The following is a 21720-nucleotide window of genomic DNA, read 5'->3' as shown; positions in this document are numbered from 1 at the left end:
TGCTTTGTCAGCGGAATCTAACTTTGCGTAGCAGGTGTTCAAAGGCTGCTTTCGTGAATTTCAAAGTGAGGGAAATATATTGCAGTTGGACGATGAAGATGAATACACTTCGGAAGCAAATAAGCAACAAGGGATTTCTCTTTTTCCGGATCATGAGGAATTGATGATTACTAGGGTAGAGCAGGGACAGGGACGCAAACGTGGAAGGTATATCATTCATTTTGGTCCGTATTCGCTGTCTGTATTAGAAGATGTAATGATCAAGTACAATATGTTCAAAGGAACGTCATTTGATAAAAAAGAACTGGAAGATATCGTTCTGGCAGATGAAAAGCAACAGGCTTATGTACTTGCGCTTCGCTATTTGGGGCGAAAGCCTCGCACACGTCAGGAAATTGCCCAACGTTTGTTACAAAAAGAACTGGATCAGTCTGTTATTGACGAAGTAATGGTTCGACTGCAAAGGGAACAACTCGTAGATGATGATTTATACGCCCGCCAATGGGCAAGGCAGCGCATAACTAGCCAACGTAAGGGTAAGATGTGGGTTAGGCAAGAACTTCGTCAGAAGGGCATCTCTAAAGCCTCTATTGGCGAAGCGTTAGGTGAGATCACCGATAATGAGGAGTGGGAGAGCGCTTTGACGGTCGGACGTAAGAAATGGAATCAGATACGTGGTGATATAATGGAGAAAAAAAGGAAAACCTACCCTTTTCTCATGAGACGCGGATATTCGGGGGATATGACACGCCGAGTGGTCAATCATCTCACTGCGGCCGAGCATGACGTTGCTTCAGATGACGAGGAATTGTTGCAGTGGGAGGAATAGTTGCTAAACGGCTGCTGAACCTTTGGCTAGTATGAACGGATAGGATGAGCTAGTTATTACAGGGAAAGCTGTATGGTAGTCTACTAATGTTTGCATTCCCTTGACAATGCCATTTGTCAAATAATAAAATATATATGAAACGATACTTGTGGAACGCCCTTTTTCCTTCCAAAAAAGCGGAATCCACGGGTGAGTTCTCATCGCCAAATAACAAGTGATGCCGCTATGCCAGGCGGAATTGTACATGTGAAAGCATGTGCATATGAAATGAAACGACCTTGTGTCGTTGTCTTAGTTTGACGATCAAAGTAAATGTGACAATTGCAAAAAGTCCCAAGGAATGCCTTGGAGGAACCAACGGGGAGGTGAACAGTATGATGACTGCGATCTGGTTCGTTCTCGTTGCTGTAGCCGCGTTATTCTTTGGGTTCGGGATTGGTTATTTTATTCGCAAATCTATTGCAGAAGCTAAGATCTCCAGTGCGGAAGAAGCTGCCGCGCAAATCGTGGAGAACGCGAAAAAAGAGGCAGAAGCGCTGAAGAAGGAAACGGTATTGGAAGCGAAAGATGAAATCCACCGCATTCGTGCCGAAGCTGAAAAAGAAACTCGTGAACGTCGCAATGAAATTCAACGACAGGAACGAAGATTGCTGCAAAAAGAAGAATCGCTGGATAAAAAATTGGAATCGCTGGAACGCAAAGAAGAACAAGTGGCCAACAAAGAGAAACGAATCGATGAAACCCAGCAGCAAATTGATTTGATTTACAAGAGTCAGGTAACTGAGTTGGAACGTATTTCCAATCTGACGATGGAGGATGCAAGAAGTATTATTCTGACCAACGTAGAGCAGGAAGTTCGTCATGAAACAGCTCAGATGATTAAAGAAATTGAACAGCAGGCCAAAGAAGAAGCGGACAAAAAGTCTCGTGAAATCATCACACTGGCCATCCAACGCTGTGCGGCAGATCATGTAGCAGAAACGACGGTTTCTGTTGTCACATTGCCGAACGAAGAAATGAAAGGCCGGATTATCGGGCGCGAAGGCCGTAATATCCGTGCACTTGAAACCCTTACAGGAATCGACCTCATTATTGATGATACGCCGGAAGCTGTTATTTTGTCCGGATTTGATCCGATTCGTAGAGAGATTGCGCGTACTGCGCTTGAAAAGCTCGTAGCGGACGGACGGATACATCCGGCTCGTATTGAAGAGATGGTGGAAAAATCCCGTAAAGAGGTGGACGAACGAATCCGTGAGTATGGTGAGCAGGCCACCTTTGAGGTGGGCGTGCATAGCTTGCATCCGGATTTGATCAAGATCTTGGGACGTCTCAAGTTCCGTACGAGTTACGGACAGAACGTATTGAAGCACTCGATGGAAGTTGCATACTTGACAGGTCTGATGGCCGGGGAACTGGGCGAAGACGTTGTACTGGCAAGACGGGCAGGATTGCTGCATGACATCGGGAAGGCGCTGGATCACGAAGTGGAAGGATCGCACGTTGAAATTGGCGTGGAACTGGCGAAGAAGTACAAGGAACACCCGGTCGTCATCAACAGCATTGCTTCACATCACGGCGACTGCGAAGCGACTTCAGTGATCGCCATGCTGGTTGGGGCGGCAGATGCCCTGTCAGCAGCAAGACCGGGAGCGCGGCGTGAAACGCTAGAGACGTACATCCGTCGTCTTGAGAAGCTGGAACGCATCTCCGAATCTTTTGAAGGCGTTGAAAAATCATACGCGATTCAAGCCGGACGCGAAGTTCGTGTCATGGTACAGCCAGAGAAAATTGATGATGCGGAAGCATTCCGACTGGCCCGCGATATTACGAAAACGATTGAGAATGAACTGGACTATCCGGGACATATCAAGGTTACCGTCATACGCGAGACCCGTGCGGTAGAATACGCAAAATAAAAGCATTTCAATGAAAAGTGGCCGCTGCTTGTAGGGCCACTTTTCATTATGTAAGGCAGACTAGGGAGGGCTTTCTATCAACGTATTATTTATTGGAGACATCGTCGGCAGTGTAGGCAGAAAGGCATTGAGGGAGAATCTCCCTTCGCTAAAATCAAAATACAACCCGCATGTTATTATCGTGAACGGAGAAAATGCAGCTTCGGGAAGAGGAATTACCCCAGCCATCGCCAGAGAATTTTTTGATTGGGGCGTTCATGGGATTACGATGGGAAATCATACTTGGGACAATAAGGAAATATTTGATTTTATAGATGATGAGCCACGGATCATCCGCCCGGCTAACTTTCCACCAGGAACACCGGGCCGGGGTTATACCGTTGTAAAGGGTGGAGGTAAGGAGCTGGCTATTGTTAATCTGCAAGGTAGAACCTTTTTGCCAGCTATTGACGATCCATTCCGTGCAGCAGATGAAATTGTCGATGAACTACGGAAAAAACATAAGCATATCCTAGTTGATTTTCACGCCGAAGCAACCTCGGAAAAAATCGCTATGGGTTGGCATTTGGATGGACGTGCTTCAATCGTGGTAGGTACGCACACACATGTACAGAGTAACGACGATACGATTTTGCCACAAGGAACTGCGTATCAGACAGATGCGGGAATGGTAGGTCCTTATGAGGGAGTGCTTGGGATGCAGAAAGAGGCTGTGTTACAGAAATTCCAGACCCAGCTTCCGGTACGTTTTCAAGTGGACATGGGCAAATGGCACTTTCATGCCATCAGCGTAGAACTGAATGACAGTGATGGAAAAGCCCGCAAAATTCAGAAAATCAGACTTAAAGAAGATGAATGGCGGATGGATTAACTTTTTTGTGAGCTACTTAAGGAAAGAATAAGGAAAACTGTCACCAAAAAGCAGGAATTATTTGCTGACCCTCGAATAACATCTAATAGTGGAATCAAACCATCATCATTCCCAGGGGAGGTACTTACTATGGATGTATTAAAAGTATCAGCAAAATCCAATCCCAATTCAGTTGCAGGCGCACTCGCTGGAGTACTGCGTGAACGCGGAAATGCAGAATTACAGGCGATTGGAGCGGGTGCACTAAACCAAGCCATTAAAGCGGTAGCCATTGCCCGGGGATTTGTCGCACCAAGCGGAGTGGATTTGATTTGTATTCCTGCTTTTACAGACATTGTTATTGATGGAGAAGATCGGACTGCGATCAAATTGATTGTAGAACCAAGATAATAAATGTAAGTTGCCTGAGCCTGTTTACGATTTGTAAACGGGCTTTTTTGCATTGTGAGTCTGTTACTATGATTTTTTAAAATAAATTTGTAGTGCTTCAATCTATAAATGGAGGTAAGATGCATGAATGATAAGCTAAAAGTGAATTGGCCTGTTGTTGACTTTCATTGTGATGTGTTATGTAAAATGCAGCTCGATGCGCAGATCGATTTCAGTCATCCATCGCTTGATGTCACAAAAGAACGTATGCTAGAAGGTAACGTGCGGTTGCAAACGTTTGCTATATATATTTCACAGGTATTGGGCATGCCAAGATTTGAGCATGTGGTTCGTCAAATTGAGCTGTTCAGGCAGCATGTTACCTCTATCTCAGGTGGGTTGAGACCATTGCTGTGGAAGGAAGACTTGGCAATGTGGGTGCATCAGATGGAGCAAGTAAAACAGGTAGGAGAAGAGAAGCGCACGGAAAAGTTAACGTATGTGGATGGTAAGGGGACGGATCATACATGGGCACCTTGGGCTTTGCTCTCACTGGAGGGGGTAGATGCGCTGGAAGGGAACCCGTTTTATGCAGAATTGTGCTATGCCATGGGAATACGATTGATTGGGCTGACATGGAATTATGCGAATTGGGCGGCTGACGGCATTATGGAACATAGAGGAGGCGGGCTGACTAGCAAGGGGCGTGATTTGGTCAATCGCTGTAATGACCTGGGACTGCTGCTAGATGTGTCGCATTTGTCCGTACAGGGCTTCTGGGAGGTGTTGGAGGAGGCTGCTCTACCACCCATCGCCTCGCATTCGAATGCCTTTGCGAGATGTGCTCATCCTCGTAATCTACGGGATGAACAGATTCGTGCACTGATCGCTCGTAACGGACGGATTGGTTTGACCTTCGTCACGATGTTTCTCAAAGAGCAGGGTACGGTAACCGCTGACGATCTGCTACCGCACATTGAGCATATTTGTTCATTAGGCGGGGAAAGGCATTTGATGTTTGGCTCTGATTTTGACGGTATCGAGCACCATGTGCAAGGGCTGGAGCACTCGGGTAAATACCCGGTTTTTGCAGAACTGCTGCTGAAGCATTACCCTGAGGAGCTAGTCAAGGGATGGCTGGGAGGACATGCGCTGGAATACCTGCAAACGAATTTGCCTTCCAAAATGTCTTCTTAAATAGCTATTTACTAGGAGTTATTATTGGCTGCGAATACCTTGACAAAGTGAGAACGATTACGAAATAATTGGAGCATCTTAGAATTTCATGGTGCTAAAATAAGCATAAATACGGCAGACGTTGGAGCAAGACTGACGGGACACCATGCTGCACCGCCATATCAGAGGGGGCTCCATTACACAATGTTAATAAAGAAGGTTACTTGGCTTGAGCTCTTTTATGACTTATTGTTCGTAGCTGCTGTCTCTAAGGCCACTCATGTTTTACTACATGTTGAGCATGGTAGTATTTCGTGGGAACATATGGAAAAGTTTATTATGATTTTTATCCCAATATGGTGGGCTTGGGTGGGGCAAACGGTCTACAACAATCGTTTTGGGCAAGACAGTATAACGCATCGAATTTTTATGATCCTGCAATTGTTTTTCGTGTTGATCATGACCGCCAGCCTTAATATAGATTTTGATGCGTATTATGTATCTTTTTTTGTTGGCTATATTGGGTTAAGAGGTTTAACTGTCGTTCAATATTTACTTTCGGCATCCAAAGAAACGGCTCATAAACAGGAAACAGCTCGTTTTTTTGGCACCTATTTTTGGATTGGAATAGTCATCTCTAGTTTCTCCCTCTTCTTTGATTCTTGGGTTCGATATTTGATTTTATATACCGGTATAGCTATTGATATCCTCGTTCCTTTGATTGGTCGTAAAAAGTTGGTGATCACGCCAATCCATACGGAGCATCTTTTAGAACGCTTTGCACAGTTCACCTTAATTCTGCTTGGCGAATCTGTGATAAGTATGCTTTCTGTTTTACAATCCGATCATTTTACGGTTTCTTCTGTTGTATTTGCTGCTTTGGCTTTTGTATTAGTCATCGCAATCTGGTGGCAATATTTTGAGAATATGGAGAAGCGCGTAGATAAATCAAAACAATCAGCAGGCCAGACTATTATTTATGGTCATTTGTTTATTTATCTTTCGCTTAGCATGCTAGCTGCTTCGATTCAGCTCTTGTTTTTGGGACAAGTAGACTATATTTTTGTGCTTTGCTTTACCTTTGCTTCTGTTTTTATTTACTTTTTGTCGGCTTTGCTGGTATTTCATCAGTACAGATTAAGTCATCTTAAACCTCGTCTCAGAGTCATTTTTTTCTTGACTGGAATACTCTGTGTCCTGTTTATCCTTAATATATTTATTGTCGTTCCCCCTCATCTCATCGTAGCTGAAATCATGCTTTTCTTTCTCCTGTTCGCTAAAACGACGGTTTGATCCGACTTTATAGGGAGGATATTTAACGCTGATTGGGGCGAAAAAGGGAACTTTATGCGCTCTCCTTTTCTTTCTTGGCAAAATAGGAGTATAATAGTATGGATGTGTAAAGTATTGTATAGAGAAAAAGGAGTGACCACACGATGAGTAAAATCGTACCTGTCGGCGTTTCCGCCCGTCATATTCACCTGACTCAAGAGCATATTGAAATTTTGTTCGGAGCAGGCTATCAATTAACTGAATTTAAACCTTTGTCCCAACCAGGACAATTTGCCGCAAATGAAACGGTAGCTGTAATTGGTTCTAAGGGCCAATTTGATAAGGTTCGCATTTTGGGACCTGCTCGTCCCGCTTCCCAATTGGAAATCTCTCGCACTGATTCCTTTGCTATTGGTGTAAAAGCACCTGTACGCGAATCTGGTAGCATTGATGGTACACCAGGAATCACGGTAAAAGGACCAGCTGGTGAAGTGGAACTGCAAGAAGGCGTGATTGTAGCAGCCCGCCATATTCATTTCCATACATCTGATGCAGCTAAATGGGACATTAAGGACAAGCAGTTGCTGAAAGTACGTGTCGGCGGCGAACGTGGCCTTGTATTTGAAAATGTTCTTGCACGTGTGTCCGATTCTTTTGCTTTGGATATGCACATTGATACAGATGAAGCGAACGGAGCCGGTGTGAAAAACGGTGACAACGCTGAAATCGTAGACTAATATACACGTATTTAAATGCCGGAAGGCATAAAGAGTCCGATTCTTGCAAAAGAATCGGGCTTTTTACATACTATATAATTCATAAATACTTCACTTATGTACAAAAAGAACATGAGTTCACATTGACTTCATGGTATCTGCGGCTGATCTATGGCGATGGCCTATAAATCATGCTATAATTTAGTGTAATGCCTTTTTTAAAGGTTTTTTAGAACTTAAGATAAATTTACCCATGCCTAAAAATACAGTAAAATTACAAATTAGCTCGTGAAATAGATGGTGTAAGGAGTGACTAAGGAATGGAAAAGAAAACAAAAGATTACTCCAAATATTTTGATTTCTCGGATGCGAAGATTATTTCTGAAGATGAGCATAGCAAAAAGATCCGTATTCGCGGACGTGAAATCAACATTATGGCGGAGCCGAACCATAGAAAAGAAAAGCAACGCGGTAAAGAGGACGTACAAGTATTGTATGATAACGCAGTCCCGGATGAGCTCAAGCATATCGGTGAGGGGAAGCATTATATCGTATACACATTTGGTTGCCAAATGAACGAGCATGATTCCGAAACCATAAAAGGCTTGCTGGAGCAAATGGGTTACCAGGCAACTGAGGATCGGAAGGAAGCAGACATCATTTTACTGAACACTTGTGCTATCCGTGAAAATGCGGAGGATAAAGTGTTTGGCGAGCTGGGTCACCTCAAGCATCTCAAAACAGAAAAGCCAGGACTGCTGCTTGGCGTGTGTGGCTGCATGTCACAAGAAGAGAATGTCGTTAACCGGATTATGCAAAAACACGGTTTTGTCGATATGATTTTTGGTACCCATAATATTCATCGTCTGCCTCAGCTCGTCAAGGAAGCACTCTTTAGCAAAGAAATGGTGGTCGAAGTGTGGTCTAAGGAAGGCGACATTATCGAAAACTTGCCGAAGAAGCGTGAGGGTATGCGGGCTTGGGTGAACATTATGTACGGTTGTGATAAATTTTGCACCTATTGCATTGTTCCCTTTACACGTGGTAAGGAAAGAAGCCGTCGTCCAGAGGATGTAATCGCTGAGGTACGGGATTTGGCACGTCAAGGCTTTAAAGAAATTACCTTACTGGGGCAGAATGTTAACGCTTATGGCAAGGATTTGAAAGATTTGAATTACAGATTCGGGGATCTGATGGATGATATGCGCAAAATCAATATCCCGCGTGTACGTTTTACGACATCACATCCACGTGATTTTGATGACCATTTGGTTGAAGTGCTTGGTAAGGGTGGCAATTTGGTGGAGCATATCCATCTGCCTGTTCAATCCGGTAATACGGATATATTGAAGAAAATGAACCGAAAATATACCCGTGAGCGTGTTCTGGAACTGGCCGCGAAGATAAAAGCAGCTGTTCCGCATGTTTCTCTGACAACAGATATCATCGTAGGTTTCCCTGGCGAAACAGACGAGCAGTTTGAAGATACTCTATCTCTGGTGCGCGAGGTAGGATATGACTTTGCCTACACATTTATTTATTCACCACGTGAAGGTACGCCAGCTGCTTCGATGGAAGATAATGTGCCTATGTCGGTCAAAAAAGAGCGTCTCCGGCGTCTGAACATTGCTGTGAACCAAAACAGCCTTCGCTTTAATAGTCGATTGCGTGGCGAAGTGGTTGAAGTGCTGGTGGAAGGCGAGAGCAAAAATGACAGCAAAGTGCTTGCCGGTCGGACCCGTTCCAATAAGCTTGTACATTTTGAGGGTTCTAAGGACCTGATTGGTTCCTTTGTTCAAGTGAAAATTACGGAACCTATGACCTTTTACATCAAAGGTGATCTGGTTGAAACGGCCGTAGCGGTTAACGGATAAAAGAATTTCTAACGGGTTGCATGCGGTCTGAGTAAAGGGCTGTGTGCAAGGCCGTCTAAGTGAGAAAAGGAGCGATGGGCAATGACAGAGGAGCGGTTGCAACAAACAGAACTTCAATCGGCGGCGCGCCAGCATGATCATTTGGTCAATCGCGAAATGATATTGGCAAAAGCCAAAGAATTGGCAGGTATTTTGGGTAGCAGTGAGGAAGTGCAGGTATTCCGGAAAGCAGAAGAAAAGATTCAGGATCATGGGCGCATCCAGCAACTGATTGCAACGATGAAAAAGAAGCAAAAGGAAATTGTAGCATTTGAATCCTTGAAGAATCAAAAAATGATTGCCAAAATAGAGGCCGAGCTACAGGAGCTACAGGAAGAGCTTGACGGTATTCCAATTGTCACGGAGTTTCAGCAGAGTCAGGTGGAAATTAATGAGCTACTGCAAATGGTAATCATGGCGATCCGTGATACCGTTTCTGAGAAGGTGAACGTAGAAGAGGGGAAAAGCACTTCCTCGTCGAATTGCAGTGATTAGAATGAAATCTATGGTGTGGAGGCGTAGCTTCCACGCCTTTTTTTCGAAAGCAATTTACTATCGTATGTGTCTATAAGACATCAAGAGAAATGGGACAACATCGAAGGGATGGAAGCAAGGGAATGGATAAGTTGGGTAAGATGCTAGAGGGAGAAAATAATACTTTTTGGGATTATTTAGGGTGTGAGCTGATTGCAGCTGATGCAAACGAGGTACAGATCGCTTTGGAGGCCAAACAAGAGCATACCAATGTGATGGGTATTGTCCATGGGGGTGTACTTACTTCATTGATGGATCAGGCGATGGGGATGGTCAGTATGGCTTCACGAAATATGGATCCATGTGTAACAACGAACCTGAATGTTCATTTCTTGTCAGCCATGAGGCAAGGACGACTGGAGGTTAGGGCGCGAATTCTTCATCAAGGAGGTCGCACTATAACCACTGAGGCGGAAGTAAGAGATAGTGAAGGTACACTCGGTTCTACATCTACAGCAACCTTCCGAGTATTACGTACACAAGCAAGTGATTCAGGCAAGGCCTGACACTTGACAAAAATTTTTATTATGTCATAATGAATTTATCAAAACGATATAATATGGTGATGCCAATGGATAGCAATCGTATAAACGAAGAGGCGCAAAAGGCGTCCTACAACATTAAGAAATACCGTACCCCGGATGGAGCTCCAGCGGATATCGTTATGTTTACCTTAACGAAGCGGGAGCGCAAGACGGTAACAAAGACATTGCCTATTCGAGAGCTGAAAGTGATGCTCATCAAGCGCCGCAGTTGGCCGTTTGCAGGACGTTGGGCTTTGCCTGGAGGGTTTTGTCAGGAAGATGAATCTATGTATGGAGCTGCCAAGCGGGAGCTGTTAGAGGAAACGGGTGTGGACGGCGGGCATCTGGAGTATTTGGGTGTATATAGTGGACCGGGACGTGATCCGCGCGGGTGGATCATATCACATGCATTTTTTGCGCTGGTAGAAGAATGGATGTTGGAACAGCGTCAGGCGGCCGATGATGCTTCCGAGGTCGGGTTATTCACGATCCGCGAAGCGTTGGAGGAATTGGAGCTGGCATTCGATCACCGGGATATCATAGTAGATGCTTATCGCAAAATTCAGTTGCAGATGCTTCAGACGACGATCGCCAAGCAGTTTTTACCGCTACATTTTACACTGGGTGAATTATATCAGGTGATTCAGAGTGTCGTACCGGATTTCGAAGAGCCAAACTTTATTCGCAAAATAACATCGACTCGTAGCAGGCAGGGAATACTGGAAGAGGTGCGTGATGAGAACGGCAAACCGCTCAGTTCCAACCAGTATTCACAAAGACCTGCACAGTTGTACCGGTTTAGTGACAGAGTACCGCGTTTATCTATCTACACGTAACGTCTAATGTAATAGGTTACGCATAGAATGTACAATTTCACTTTGAGGATAAGGAGCTGACCGTACGATGCAGGCACTAATTGTTATTGATTACACGAAAGATTTTGTGGACGGTAGTTTGCCTGTAGGACAACCTGCGATTGAGTTGGATGAACGGATCGCAGCAATTACGCAGGCATACGTGGATCAAGGGAACTTTGTTGTCATGGCTGTGGATTTGCATGAGGAGAACGACCTTTATCACCCGGAGAGCAAGCTGTTTCCTCCACATAATATACGTGGAACCAACGGACGACATTTGTATGGCAAGCTTCGTAGCCTCTATGAGCAACAAAGTGATCTTATCTACTGGTTGGATAAAACACGGTATAGTGCTTTTGCGGGCACAGATCTGGAGCTCAGGCTGCGTGAACGTGGTATTCTGGAAGTTCATCTGATTGGTGTGTGTACAGATATATGTGTGCTGCATACGGCTGTAGATGCTTATAACAAAGGTTTTGCTATTACCGTATACAAGGACGCTGTGGCGAGCTTTAATCAAGCTGGACATGATTGGGCTTTGGGTCATTTTGAAGGAAGTCTTGGAGCCGCGGTACGGTCGGCTGAGGATACGGTTTTACGCCAGAAGAAGTAAAATAACTTAACGATTGTGCACCAATGTCCGATAACAAAATGGAGCCGGATATTGCTGAATCTGGGCAGATGGGGCGGTACGCTGCCACCACAAACCTGGGGACAGTCAGAGAGGATGATTACGATGCAGTCAACGAGCCTCGCATTACATACAGATAAATATCAGATTAATATGATGTACGCCCATTGGGTGAACGGAAGTCATCAGCGTAAAGCTGTGTTCGAGGCGTATTTCCGTAAACTTCCTTTTGGTAATGGATACGCCGTGTTCGCTGGTCTGGAACGCATTGTGAATTATATTGCAAATTTGCGGTTTACAGAAGAGGACATTCGCTACCTGTCTGAACAGGAGGAGAAATACGATCCCATGTTCATGGAGGCGCTTCGCCAGTTTAAGTTTGGTGGAACGGTCCATTCGATGAAAGAAGGGGCACTTGTTTTCCCGAACGAGCCTCTGGTACGTGTTGAAGGAACGATTATGGAAACGCAGCTTGTCGAGACGGCATTGTTGAATTTTATGAACTATCAGACACTCATTGCGACAAAGGCATCACGCATCAAGCAGGTGGCAAGTGACGATACACTGCTCGAATTTGGGACACGGCGTGCGCAGGAAGCTGATGCGGCGATTTGGGGAGCACGAGCAGCTTATGTGGCAGGTTTTGACGCGACTTCTAATATGCTGGCAGGCGAGCACTTTGGAATCCCGACGAAGGGGACACATGCCCATTCATGGGTACAGACCTTTATGACGGAGCAGGAGGCGTTTGACGTATATGCGAAGGTTTTGCCAGACCAGGTTACACTGCTGGTAGACACCTTTGACACGCTGGAAAGCGGTGTTCCTCATGCGATTCGGACAGCAAAAATGCTGGAGAGTCAGGGCAAGCGTATGAATGCAATCCGTCTGGATAGCGGTGACTTGGCTTATCTATCCATTCAGGCGCGGGAAATGCTCGATGCTGAAGGTTTGGATTACGTACAAATTGTAGCTTCCAATGATTTGGACGAAAATACGATTTTTAACCTGAAAGCCCAAGGGGCACGTATTGATGTATGGGGTGTAGGAACACAGCTTATTACGGCTTCAGATCAACCATCGCTCGGTGGGGTGTACAAGCTGGTTGAACGAGAAGTGGATGGCGAAATGTTGCCGACGATTAAGATCTCAGGTAACCCAGAAAAAGTATCCACACCAGGCAAGAAGGATGTATATCGCATTGTGGATAAGAAGAAAGGGAGAGCTGTAGCCGATTATATTTCTTTCCCGGATGAAGAGCGTCCGCGTAATGGTAAGCGCCTGAAGCTGTTTAACCCTTTACATCCGTATATGAAGAAGTATGTAGAAAATTATGAAGCCGTGCCAATGCTTGAGCCTATTTTTATAAATGGACAGAAGGTATATGAGCTTCCTGAGCTGGATGAAATTCGTGCTTACCATACTTCACAGTTGAAACTGTTTTGGCCAGAATATTTGCGGAAGCTGAACCCTGAAATTTATCGTGTAAATCTGAGCGAGAAGGTATGGGAGCTGAAGCAAAAGCTGATCGACAGCTATATGCAGCCCGAAGTTGAAGAAAAAGAATAGTTGGAAGAGGCACCTCATGAATGTATGGGGTGCCTTTTTGTGTCGCGGCATGTAGGAAATAGGAGCTTATTTATAAATTTCTCTCATCACATGTCGTAGCTCAGGGACAATAATGCGTTCCATTGCCAAACGAACGGCTCCCCGTGAGCCAGGCATAGAAAATACAGCTGTCCGACCCACAGTACCAGCTACAGCCCGGCTTAATATAGCTGCTGAACCAATGTCCTCAGCAAAGCTTAAATAACGGAAGATTTCCCCAAAGCCAGGTAGTTCCTTATCCAGTAGAGAGGAGACGGCTTCATATGTAGTATCACGTGGAGAAATACCGGTACCGCCTGTCAAAAGTACAGCCTCGATGTCATTCTGTGCCGCTGCTTCGGATACTAACTGCTGAATACCTTCGTAGTCATCCTTGACGATGACATATCGAACAACCTTATAGCCATTGGTTTCTAGTAGATCCATGAGCAATTGTCCCCCGGTATCTGTTTCCACGGTACGTGTGTCCGAGACAGTCACGACCATGCAATTAACCTGTTGCGGGGATTCCTGTCGATGCTCCTCTACGGAAGACATATTCATTAAAATGTTCACTCCTTGATCGATGGTTAGACATATACTTTTTACAATAGAGCAATGACTGAGTGTATGCAAGTCAGAAACAAGGGCTAAAAATCCATGTGATTAATATCCTTGCACTTACATACTGGAATATAGTACACTTCCTTACATAAGTCGGGATTGTTTTGTTTTTATTTTATTGTAAGCGCGCACATCAAATGATTAAACTCAAGGATCAGCGGGTAATAGTACAGCAGGGTCAACAACTGGGAGGTAATGTAATATGAATCATTCATACCAACAATGCGTGGATGCTTGCCTGGAATGTATGAACGCTTGCAATGTATGTTACGTAGCGAGTTTGAAGGAATATGATTTAGCTATGCTGCGTGAATGTATTCGAGTGAGTAGGGAATGTGCAGAAATATGCGGATTTGCTGCTCAAATGCTGCAGCGCGGAACGGATTTTGCCGAGCAAATCTGTGAGCTGTGCGCCAAGGCCTGTGAGGTATGTGCTGCTGAATGCAGCAAGCATTCCCATGATCATTGCAAACATTGTGCAGAAGCCTGCCGTCGTTGCGTTCAGGCATGCCGCCAATTGGTGGCAGTGTAATTACATATATGGAACTAGTGCCTGAAGAGGAAATAAAAGATTGCTTTCTACTGAATAGGTTTGTATAATAATTGGAATTAACGTCATGGAACGGGAGAGTAGCAGCGGAGCCGTATCATTACAGCGAGCCGGAAGAGGTGGAAGCCGGTATGAGGTCCGATGTGAAGCGCACCCGGGAGACGGTTGATCCAACGAGCAGAATTTCTAGTAGATCAGCCCGGCAGACACCGTTATTAGTCATTGGAGTGAAATCGCGATTTGTGTAAGTTAGCTTTAGCTGCACAACCGATTTACGAAGAGTGGTACCGCGGGGATATTGAAGTTCTCGTCTCTTGAATTATATCAAGAGGCGGGAGCTTTTTTTGTTAGATTCTATAAAAAGAAGGAGAGAGATCATGTTAGTGAGGGTTGCTGCTCAAGCGATATTGGCCCATACGGGCTTGGAGGAAAAAGAAATTTTATCTTTATTCGAGGTGCCTCCGCAGCCTGAATGGGGAGATGTAGCGTTTCCCTGTTTTGTGCTGGCTAAAAAGTTTCGAAAGTCTCCGCAGCACATTGCAATGGAATTAGCGGAGCTAGTGAGCCATGAAGAAGGTTTGACTGCTTCAGCATCGGGTGCCTACGTAAATATAACATTGGATCGATCGGTTCATATTCCGCTTATGCTTGCTGAATTGAGTAAAGCTGATTTCCTCAGGCCCAATATCGGACACGGACAGCGGGTGGTCATTGATATGTCTTCGCCCAATATTGCCAAACCGTTTGGTATTGGTCATCTTCGCTCTACTGTTATTGGTGCTGCCTTGTATCGTATTCTTGGTGAAACCGGATATGTTCCAATTAGTGTGAATCATCTTGGAGATTGGGGAACACAGTTTGGCAAGCAAATTGCGGCCTATAAAAGATGGGGAAATGAGGAGCAGCTACAACATGATCCGATTGGTGAATCGCTGAAGCTATATGTTCGTTTTCATCAGGAGGCCGAGCATGATCCAACTTTGGAAGATGAAGGCCGCGAGTGGTTCCGACGTTTGGAGCATGGGGATGCTGAGGCTCAACAACTATGGGAGTTTTTTGTTGAAGTCAGTCTGGGTGAATTTGATCGTATGTACCAGCGCCTGAACATTACATTTGACCATGTGCTGGGAGAAAGTTTTTACAATGATAAGATGCAGGCAGTTGTTGCTCAATTAAGAGCAAAGGGATTGCTGGAGGAAAGTGATGGCGCGCTCGTAGTTCGTCTGGAAGACGAGGAACTGCCGCCATGTCTTATTCTAAAAAAGGATGGGACTACCATTTATCCGACACGTGATCTGGCAACAGCGATTTATCGTCATGAAGTGATGAAGGCTGATCGGCTTCTGTACGTCGTTGGTGGGGAACAGAAGCTGCATTTCCAGCAGGTGTTTGCGGTGCTGAAACATGCAGGAGAGGCATGGGCGGAGCAGTGTGAGCATGTGCCGTTTGGATTAATGCGGTTTGCGGGTAAGAAAATGTCTACAAGACGTGGAAAAGTTGTCAAACTGGAAGAGGTGCTGGATGAAGCTATAGCCCGTGCTCAAGCCATCATTACTCAGAAGAATCCCGATTTGCAGGAACAACGGGCAGTAGCAGAGGACGTTGGTATTGGAGCGATTATTTTTGGTGACTTAAAAAACAACCGGCTGAATGAAGTGGATTTTTCGTTGGAGGAGGCGCTGACCTTTGAAGGTGAGACCGGGCCTTATGTGCAGTATACTCATGCGCGCATACGCAGCCTTCTGGAGAAAGCTCATGCTCGCGCCGATGTTGATGTTACTACTAATTCTAGCGACAACGCCCTTGTCCAAGATAGCCATTCTCGTGATTTGAATGACATATCGGATGAAATGTTTGGTGACGCAGGTTGGGCGCTGCTTAAGCAGTTGGATCGTTATCACGGACAACTGATACGTGCGGCTCGCCAACTGGAGCCTTCGGTTATTGCGAGATTTGCACTGGATACGGCCCAGGCGTTCAACCGTTTTTACGCCAAGGAAAGGATTGTCGATGGTGGACGCTGGCGTATTCAATTGGCGGAACAAACTGCGGATATTCTGGCATGCGCGCTGCAACTTCTTGGTCTGAAAGCACCGAATCGGATGTAAGCAAAGAGAACAAAGGGGAACGAGGTTTGCCGGCGGGATACCGCTACCCAGATTCGGTTCTTCCAAGGGGACACTGTAAAAGGTAATCTGTCCAGGCACTTTTGAGGATGTATAAAGATAGTGAGCAGAAAAGAGTTAGATGGGTTACACTAAACGCAGCTGTTGCACTGTTTTGCAACCAATTTGTGCATATTTGAAACATTTGATGTTTTTATTGCGTCGGTAAGTATAGAAGCAAAGTAAACATGGAGGTGTATCTCATGAAAAAAAATAAAAGCGTGGCAGTTGCCCTGCTTGTCGTCTGCTCATTGGCTGTGGCTACGTCGGCTTCTGCTTTTCGTGATATAAAGGGAGCTGAACAGGAGAAGATCGTAAACTCACTTCAGGATAAAGGAATTATCCAAGGAATAACCAAGGATAAATTTGCACCGGATCAAACGCTCACCTATGCACAAGGAGTACATTTGGTTGTTCGTGCGATGGATCTTCAGGTAATGCCTGATTTCACAACGGGTTCCTTTGCAAACATTCCGGCTTCCGCATGGTATGCCCAGTCCTATCGAATTGCGGCCCAACACCAAATCCCTTTGTCACCAGATATTGATCCAAGCACCCGTATGACAAGAGAACAATTTGCGAATATTCTGTATAAAGCAGTGAGTGCAACGGGTGAATATCCAACTGTCCGTATGTTAATTAATGTAGCGGATGGAAAAAAATTAGATCAGGAATCAAACGCAGCAGTTCAATTCCTGCTGTTGACCAAAATTGCAAAATTGGACGAACAGAGCAACTTTAACCCGGATCATAAAGTAACGCGGATGGAGGCAGCAGAAATGGTTTATAACGCATCCGAATTTGTACAAAGTCATAAAACGGTTGAAGCTACTCCTGAAAATCCGGCTGAGCCTGTAGATCCGGTTCAACAAAATAATATTAGTATGAGCATAGAGAAGACAAATGACCAGCAGAACAAAGTGACAATCACCCGTCTGCAGGCACCTAATCCAGGTTACGGCATTGAAGTGGATCACATCGACTACGTAGATGATACGAATGCAGTAATTTACTACAAGCTGACTAGTCCAAAGCCAGGGGAAATGAATATTCAGGTCATTACGGATACCCACACAAGTACGTTGGTAGACAGCAAGTATAAGGTTACGCTCAAAGCAGTAGATGGAACAGTGCTTCCGCCCACCGAAACAGGCACGTCTGTAGCTAAATAAAATTACAAACCATATGTCCTATATAAAAATAAACCAGCGAGCCTCCAATGTGTAGGAGAGGCTCGCTGGTTTTTTCATGCCAAATGTTCATCGTTAGCCCTAAGCAATTGGGCTATTCAAGCTTTAAATGCTGACTTTGCCAGTAAGCAAGTCATCTTGCGCAGGAGGCGTAGCAGAGATTGGATCTGATTCTGTTGCAACTGTTCCCGACTGGAGCTGATACATTTGGAAGTAACGCCCGCCTTGGGCCATAAGTTCATCATGGCTACCCCGTTCAACAATTTCACCCCGATGCAGCACCAAAATTTGGTCCGCACTGCGAATGGTGGACAAACGGTGAGCAATGATAAAGGTCGTACGTCCCTTCTTGAGCACCTCAAGAGCGGATTGGATGAGCGCTTCCGTTTCGGTGTCAATATTGGCAGTAGCTTCATCCAGAATTAAAATTGCGGGATCAAAGGCTAGTGCACGAGCGAAGGAAATAAGCTGGCGTTGCCCGGCTGATAAGGTGCTGCCTTTTTCAATAACAGGCTCATCGAATCCTTGCGGCAAATGGGCCAGCAATTTGTCGGCTCCAACGTCATGCAGCGCTTTATTCACCTGTTCTCTCGTGATTCGGCTGTCTTCGAGACTGACATTAGAGGCTACCGTACCTGTAAACAAATATGGATCTTGAAGAACAATACCCATATGATGGCGAAGCCATTGCTTAGGGATGTCTTTGACAGACGTTCCGTCAATGGTGATCGTTCCTTTTTGCGGATCATAGAACCGGAATAGCAGGTTGATAATCGAACTTTTGCCTGATCCGGTATGTCCGACAAGGGCAACTGTTTGCCCGGGCTGTGCTGTAAAGGAAATATGTTTAAGTACATCATCCTTTTTGTAGGCAAAGGAAACGTCGTTAAACTCTACCTGGCCTTTGTAGCGCGGCATCGTGCCGTCCGTCACCGGCTCTCCAGTTTCGTCCATCAACTCAAATACGCGTCCTGAGGATACGATGGAAGTATCCAGTACGGCGAGTTGGTTGACCATACCCGTCATAGGTTGGAACAGTCGACCCAGCACATCGACGAAGGCATACAATACGCCTAGTGAAACAGCACTACCTGTAGTTCCGAGCGCCTCAGATCCGAAATACCACAACACGACGGCAAAGGCGAGATTTCTCAACACGTTGACTAAATTGTGCGAAGTGAAAGCGTTCAAATTCAGCATTTTATTCTGATGCTTCATATAGTCATCATTCAGTTCTTCAAACTCTTGCTGCGTTTGTTTCTGGTGGCGGAACACGCGAATAATGGACATCCCTTGAATCGATTCATTGATAATCGCATTAATTTCACTGAGTCTGGACCGAATGATCGTATTATAGCGGGTGGCGACCTTGCGATACAATACAATCCAAGAGATCAGTAACGGTACAATAAACAGAGAGATAAGACCCAGTCTGAAGTCCAGCAAAAAGAGTGCAACATATACTCCTGCCATCGTTACAATCCCTGAAGTGAAATTGGAGAGCACAGCCACAAACAAATCTTTGACTGCCTCAGTGTCATTCGTAACACGGGATACGACTTTGCCTGCAGGCAAGTTATCAAAAAAGTAAACTGGCAGCCGCTGGATGTGAGCGTAGAGATCAAGCCGAAGCTTTTGTATGACCTTGTTCGCCGAGGATTGCAGCCAGTATGTTTTGCCGAATTCAGCAAAAATGGAAATAACCAGGAAGAAGCAATACCAGCCAATCAGCTGAAAGATACCGGGCATTTCCGGTTTGTAAAAGCTATACAGTTCATCAGCTGTCAGAGCCTTAGCTTCATAGCGAAAGGTTTCGGAGCCGCGTGTCACAGTCAGCGTTCCGTTCGTAAAGGAGCGGTTACCGTCAGCCACTTGAACCGAGCCATCGACAAATACGAAAGATTTCCCAACTTGTAAAATCCTCGCTTCGCGACCTTTAGTCTCCCCGGACTCAAAGCGATCTTCACGCTTAAAGTGGGTTCCAGCATAGCTTACAGTTCCGTCCACACGAGTCGTTTCATAAAATGGTTTTTCAATAGCGAGCATATGGTCGTCGATCATCGTTTTAGCGATGAAGGGACCAGCCAGCTCGGCGGCTACTCCGATAGCCAAAGCGATGAGAGCGGCGATAAAGCCTGCTTTGCTCGTCAGCGCGTACTGAAATAGCCTTTTGCCGATATTGGGTTTCATTAGGATACCTCCCCTGAGGTCAGATCAGATTCCACTTGTTGCCGTTCATACTGTTGTCGGTACCATCCGTCAGCCTGAAGTAGCTCGCTGTGGGTCCCTTCCTCAATAATGCGTCCTTGCTCCAGCACGACGATCCGGTCTGCATGTTCTACAGCGGAAAGGCGGTGGGTGGAGATCAAGGTTGTTTTACCCGAGCGCTTACGTCGGATATTGTCAATAATCCTTGCTTCCGTCCGGGCATCTACTGCAGATAGTGCATCGTCGAGCAATAGAATATCCGGATCACCGATAAAGGCGCGCGCCAGCGAAACACGCTGCTTCTGGCCGCCGGACAGGGCGATACCTTTTTCTCCGACCAGTGTATCCAGCCCATCAGACAGGGTACCTAAATCCTGGTCGAAGGCAGCAGTACGGATAGCTTCCATAATGTCGTCGTCATCTGCATGAGGTTTTCCGAATTGAATGTTCTCGCGCACCGATTTGGAAAACAAAATTTGCTCTTGCGGCACGTAGCCGATCCAGCTGTGTAGTTGTTCTACTGCAATGTCCTCTAGACGTATGCCGGAGATTAAAATATCACCACTACCCGTCGGATATTCATGTAGTAGCTGTTTGAGCAGCGTGGATTTCCCACTGCCTGTTCTACCGACGACACCTAGCGTTTCTCCGCGTTTGAGCTCCAGACTCACATGTGACAGATTGTCAATAGTAGAGATAGGGTAACGGAAGGTAACGTCTTTCATCCTGATGGATTCGAGGCGATCCACTGGAACAGGTTGAGCTGCATCTTGAACATCTGGCTGGACATCGAGAGTTTCATTAACCCGGTCCAAGGAAGCGCTACCGCGCTGCATAATGTTAATCAGCTCTCCAATGGCAAACATCGGCCAAATCATCATTCCTAGATACATATTAAAGGAGACCAGTTCGCCTAGCGTGATATCGTTATGAAATACCAGATAAATACCATACCCGAGTCCAATGACGTAGCTAAGTCCTACACATAAACGAATTGTTGGTTCAAAGAGAGCATCCATCCGAGCGACAGCCAGATTTTTACGAAATACATCGTCGGTAATATCAGCGAAACGCTTTTCGTCCATTCGTTCTTGCACATAGGCGCGAATGACTCGGATACCTGCCACGGATTCCAACACCTGATCGTTCATATCACCAAATGCATCTTGTGCCAGTGTGTAACGCTCGTGAACGGCTTTACCGTAAATGCTCATAGCCAGTGCGATAAAAGGTAGGGGCAGGATAGCTGCCAGTGTCAACTTCCAACTGATTAGAGTGCCCATGGCAACTAATACCACGCTCAGATAGACCGTAGAGTCTGTCAGTGTCAGCATACCGAAGCCCGCTGTACTTGCTACGGAGCGAAGGTCGTTCGTGGCACGAGCCATCAGATCCCCAGTGCGATTGCGTTCAAAAAATGGAGGGGTCATTCGCAGCAGATGATTCATAAAACGTGTGCGCAGTAAGCGTTCCACCAGATTGGCACCACCAAACAGCTTGTGCATCCATATGTACGTAATGTAGTAGATGACGGCTAGAATGCCTATGATGTACAAAATATAACGCCAAAGTGAGGACCAGGAAATTGAACCACGCACAATTTCATCAATGGCACTACCAAGCAGCCGAGGTGGAGCAAGCTCCAGCACACCAACGGCTATCAGCAAAAACAATCCAATGGAGTATCGGCTTCGTTCTCTTTTAAAAAACCAGCTCAAATTTTTAAGTACCGAAAACAAGAGGAATCCCATCCTTTCATGATAAGTTCATTCGAGAGTTGTGTAC

The 21720-nt window shown here is 45.6% G+C and carries 20 protein-coding genes and 1 other annotated feature; of the genes, 17 read left to right on the top strand and 3 right to left on the bottom strand.

Translation table 11 applies throughout. The features are described from left to right. Positions 1 to 79 precede the first annotated feature (79 nt). The 14 genes from WA407_RS04250 (at position 80) to WA407_RS04185 (ending at position 13180) form a co-directional block, all read left to right on the top strand. Positions 80 to 829 (top strand): regulatory protein RecX, encoded by a 750-nt coding sequence (locus tag WA407_RS04250; RefSeq protein ID WP_061829419.1) that lies wholly within the window; start codon positions 80 to 82, stop codon positions 827 to 829. 374 nt (positions 830 to 1203) lie between these two features. Next, positions 1204 to 2748 carry a ribonuclease Y gene (gene rny / locus WA407_RS04245; protein ID WP_013309958.1) on the top strand — a complete coding sequence of 515 codons (1545 nt, stop codon included), beginning with the start codon at positions 1204 to 1206 and terminating at the stop codon, positions 2746 to 2748. A 76-nt stretch (positions 2749 to 2824) separates the two neighbouring features. Next, the gene (locus WA407_RS04240) at positions 2825 to 3619 is read left to right on the top strand and encodes a TIGR00282 family metallophosphoesterase (RefSeq protein ID WP_336076990.1); all 795 of its coding nucleotides are present in this window, start codon (positions 2825 to 2827) and stop codon (positions 3617 to 3619) included. Between the two features lie 129 nt (positions 3620 to 3748). Next, positions 3749 to 4009, top strand: coding sequence for a stage V sporulation protein S (locus WA407_RS04235; protein ID WP_007430104.1), 261 nt, complete (start codon positions 3749 to 3751; stop codon positions 4007 to 4009). A 123-nt stretch (positions 4010 to 4132) separates the two neighbouring features. Next, positions 4133 to 5185 carry a dipeptidase gene (locus WA407_RS04230; RefSeq protein WP_235308145.1) on the top strand — a complete coding sequence of 351 codons (1053 nt, stop codon included), beginning with the start codon at positions 4133 to 4135 and terminating at the stop codon, positions 5183 to 5185. Positions 5186 to 5368: 183 nt separating this feature from the next. Then, positions 5369 to 6457, top strand: a complete 1089-nt coding sequence (locus WA407_RS04225) for a low temperature requirement protein A (RefSeq protein ID WP_336076858.1) — start codon at positions 5369 to 5371, stop codon at positions 6455 to 6457. A gap of 143 nt (positions 6458 to 6600) precedes the next feature. Then, positions 6601 to 7173: a phosphate propanoyltransferase gene (gene pduL / locus WA407_RS04220; RefSeq protein ID WP_013309962.1), complete on the top strand. Its 573-nt coding sequence runs from the start codon at positions 6601 to 6603 to the stop codon at positions 7171 to 7173. Between the two features lie 299 nt (positions 7174 to 7472). Next, on the top strand, positions 7473 to 9026 hold the full coding sequence (gene miaB / locus WA407_RS04215) for a tRNA (N6-isopentenyl adenosine(37)-C2)-methylthiotransferase MiaB (RefSeq protein ID WP_013309963.1): 1554 nt from the start codon (positions 7473 to 7475) through the stop codon (positions 9024 to 9026). 81 nt (positions 9027 to 9107) lie between these two features. Continuing rightward, on the top strand, positions 9108 to 9560 hold the full coding sequence (locus WA407_RS04210; RefSeq protein WP_235308147.1) for a RicAFT regulatory complex protein RicA family protein: 453 nt from the start codon (positions 9108 to 9110) through the stop codon (positions 9558 to 9560). Positions 9561 to 9682: 122 nt separating this feature from the next. Beyond that, positions 9683 to 10105 (top strand): PaaI family thioesterase, encoded by a 423-nt coding sequence (locus WA407_RS04205; RefSeq protein WP_235308148.1) that lies wholly within the window; start codon positions 9683 to 9685, stop codon positions 10103 to 10105. A gap of 65 nt (positions 10106 to 10170) precedes the next feature. Then, positions 10171 to 10959: an NUDIX domain-containing protein gene (locus WA407_RS04200; RefSeq protein WP_023988247.1), complete on the top strand. Its 789-nt coding sequence runs from the start codon at positions 10171 to 10173 to the stop codon at positions 10957 to 10959. Positions 10960 to 11026: 67 nt separating this feature from the next. Next, positions 11027 to 11593, top strand: coding sequence for a cysteine hydrolase family protein (locus WA407_RS04195; RefSeq protein WP_235308149.1), 567 nt, complete (start codon positions 11027 to 11029; stop codon positions 11591 to 11593). 23 nt (positions 11594 to 11616) lie between these two features. Then, on the top strand, positions 11617 to 11751 hold the full coding sequence (locus WA407_RS04190; protein ID WP_268819850.1) for a hypothetical protein: 135 nt from the start codon (positions 11617 to 11619) through the stop codon (positions 11749 to 11751). Next, the gene (locus WA407_RS04185; protein WP_023988249.1) at positions 11717 to 13180 is read left to right on the top strand and encodes a nicotinate phosphoribosyltransferase; all 1464 of its coding nucleotides are present in this window, start codon (positions 11717 to 11719) and stop codon (positions 13178 to 13180) included. The genes WA407_RS04190 and WA407_RS04185 overlap by 35 nt, the downstream gene beginning before the upstream one ends. Before the next feature lie 66 nt (positions 13181 to 13246). Here the strand turns inward: WA407_RS04185 and WA407_RS04180 are convergent, their stop codons facing one another. Continuing rightward, positions 13247 to 13762 (bottom strand): MogA/MoaB family molybdenum cofactor biosynthesis protein, encoded by a 516-nt coding sequence (locus WA407_RS04180; RefSeq protein ID WP_039273566.1) that lies wholly within the window; start codon positions 13760 to 13762, stop codon positions 13247 to 13249. Positions 13763 to 14024: 262 nt separating this feature from the next. Between WA407_RS04180 and WA407_RS04175 the strand changes: the two genes are divergently transcribed. The 3 genes from WA407_RS04175 to WA407_RS04165 all read left to right on the top strand — a co-directional run bounded on the left by WA407_RS04175 (position 14025) and on the right by WA407_RS04165 (position 17709). Further along, positions 14025 to 14354, top strand: coding sequence for a four-helix bundle copper-binding protein (locus tag WA407_RS04175; protein WP_023988251.1), 330 nt, complete (start codon positions 14025 to 14027; stop codon positions 14352 to 14354). Positions 14355 to 14431: 77 nt separating this feature from the next. Then, positions 14432 to 14690: a binding site (T-box leader), on the top strand. A gap of 59 nt (positions 14691 to 14749) precedes the next feature. Further along, the gene (argS, locus tag WA407_RS04170) at positions 14750 to 16480 is read left to right on the top strand and encodes an arginine--tRNA ligase (protein WP_235308150.1); all 1731 of its coding nucleotides are present in this window, start codon (positions 14750 to 14752) and stop codon (positions 16478 to 16480) included. 260 nt (positions 16481 to 16740) lie between these two features. Then, positions 16741 to 17709: an S-layer homology domain-containing protein gene (locus tag WA407_RS04165; protein WP_336076857.1), complete on the top strand. Its 969-nt coding sequence runs from the start codon at positions 16741 to 16743 to the stop codon at positions 17707 to 17709. Between the two features lie 123 nt (positions 17710 to 17832). On the opposite strand, the gene WA407_RS04160 is transcribed toward WA407_RS04165, so the two are convergent. After that, the gene (locus WA407_RS04160; RefSeq protein WP_336076856.1) at positions 17833 to 19917 is read right to left on the bottom strand and encodes an ABC transporter ATP-binding protein; all 2085 of its coding nucleotides are present in this window, start codon (positions 19915 to 19917) and stop codon (positions 17833 to 17835) included. Beyond that, positions 19917 to 21674 (bottom strand): ABC transporter ATP-binding protein, encoded by a 1758-nt coding sequence (locus WA407_RS04155; protein WP_336076855.1) that lies wholly within the window; start codon positions 21672 to 21674, stop codon positions 19917 to 19919. Before WA407_RS04155 ends, WA407_RS04160 begins: the two co-directional genes overlap by 1 nt. Positions 21675 to 21720: the final 46 nt, after the last annotated feature.

It is taken from the genome of Paenibacillus sp. 203 (assembly GCF_037027525.1).
Lineage (GTDB): Bacteria > Bacillota > Bacilli > Paenibacillales > Paenibacillaceae > Paenibacillus > Paenibacillus polymyxa_B.
The sequence above is the reverse complement of the archived record's forward strand: the minus strand, read 5'-3'. Positions and strand labels throughout refer to the sequence as shown.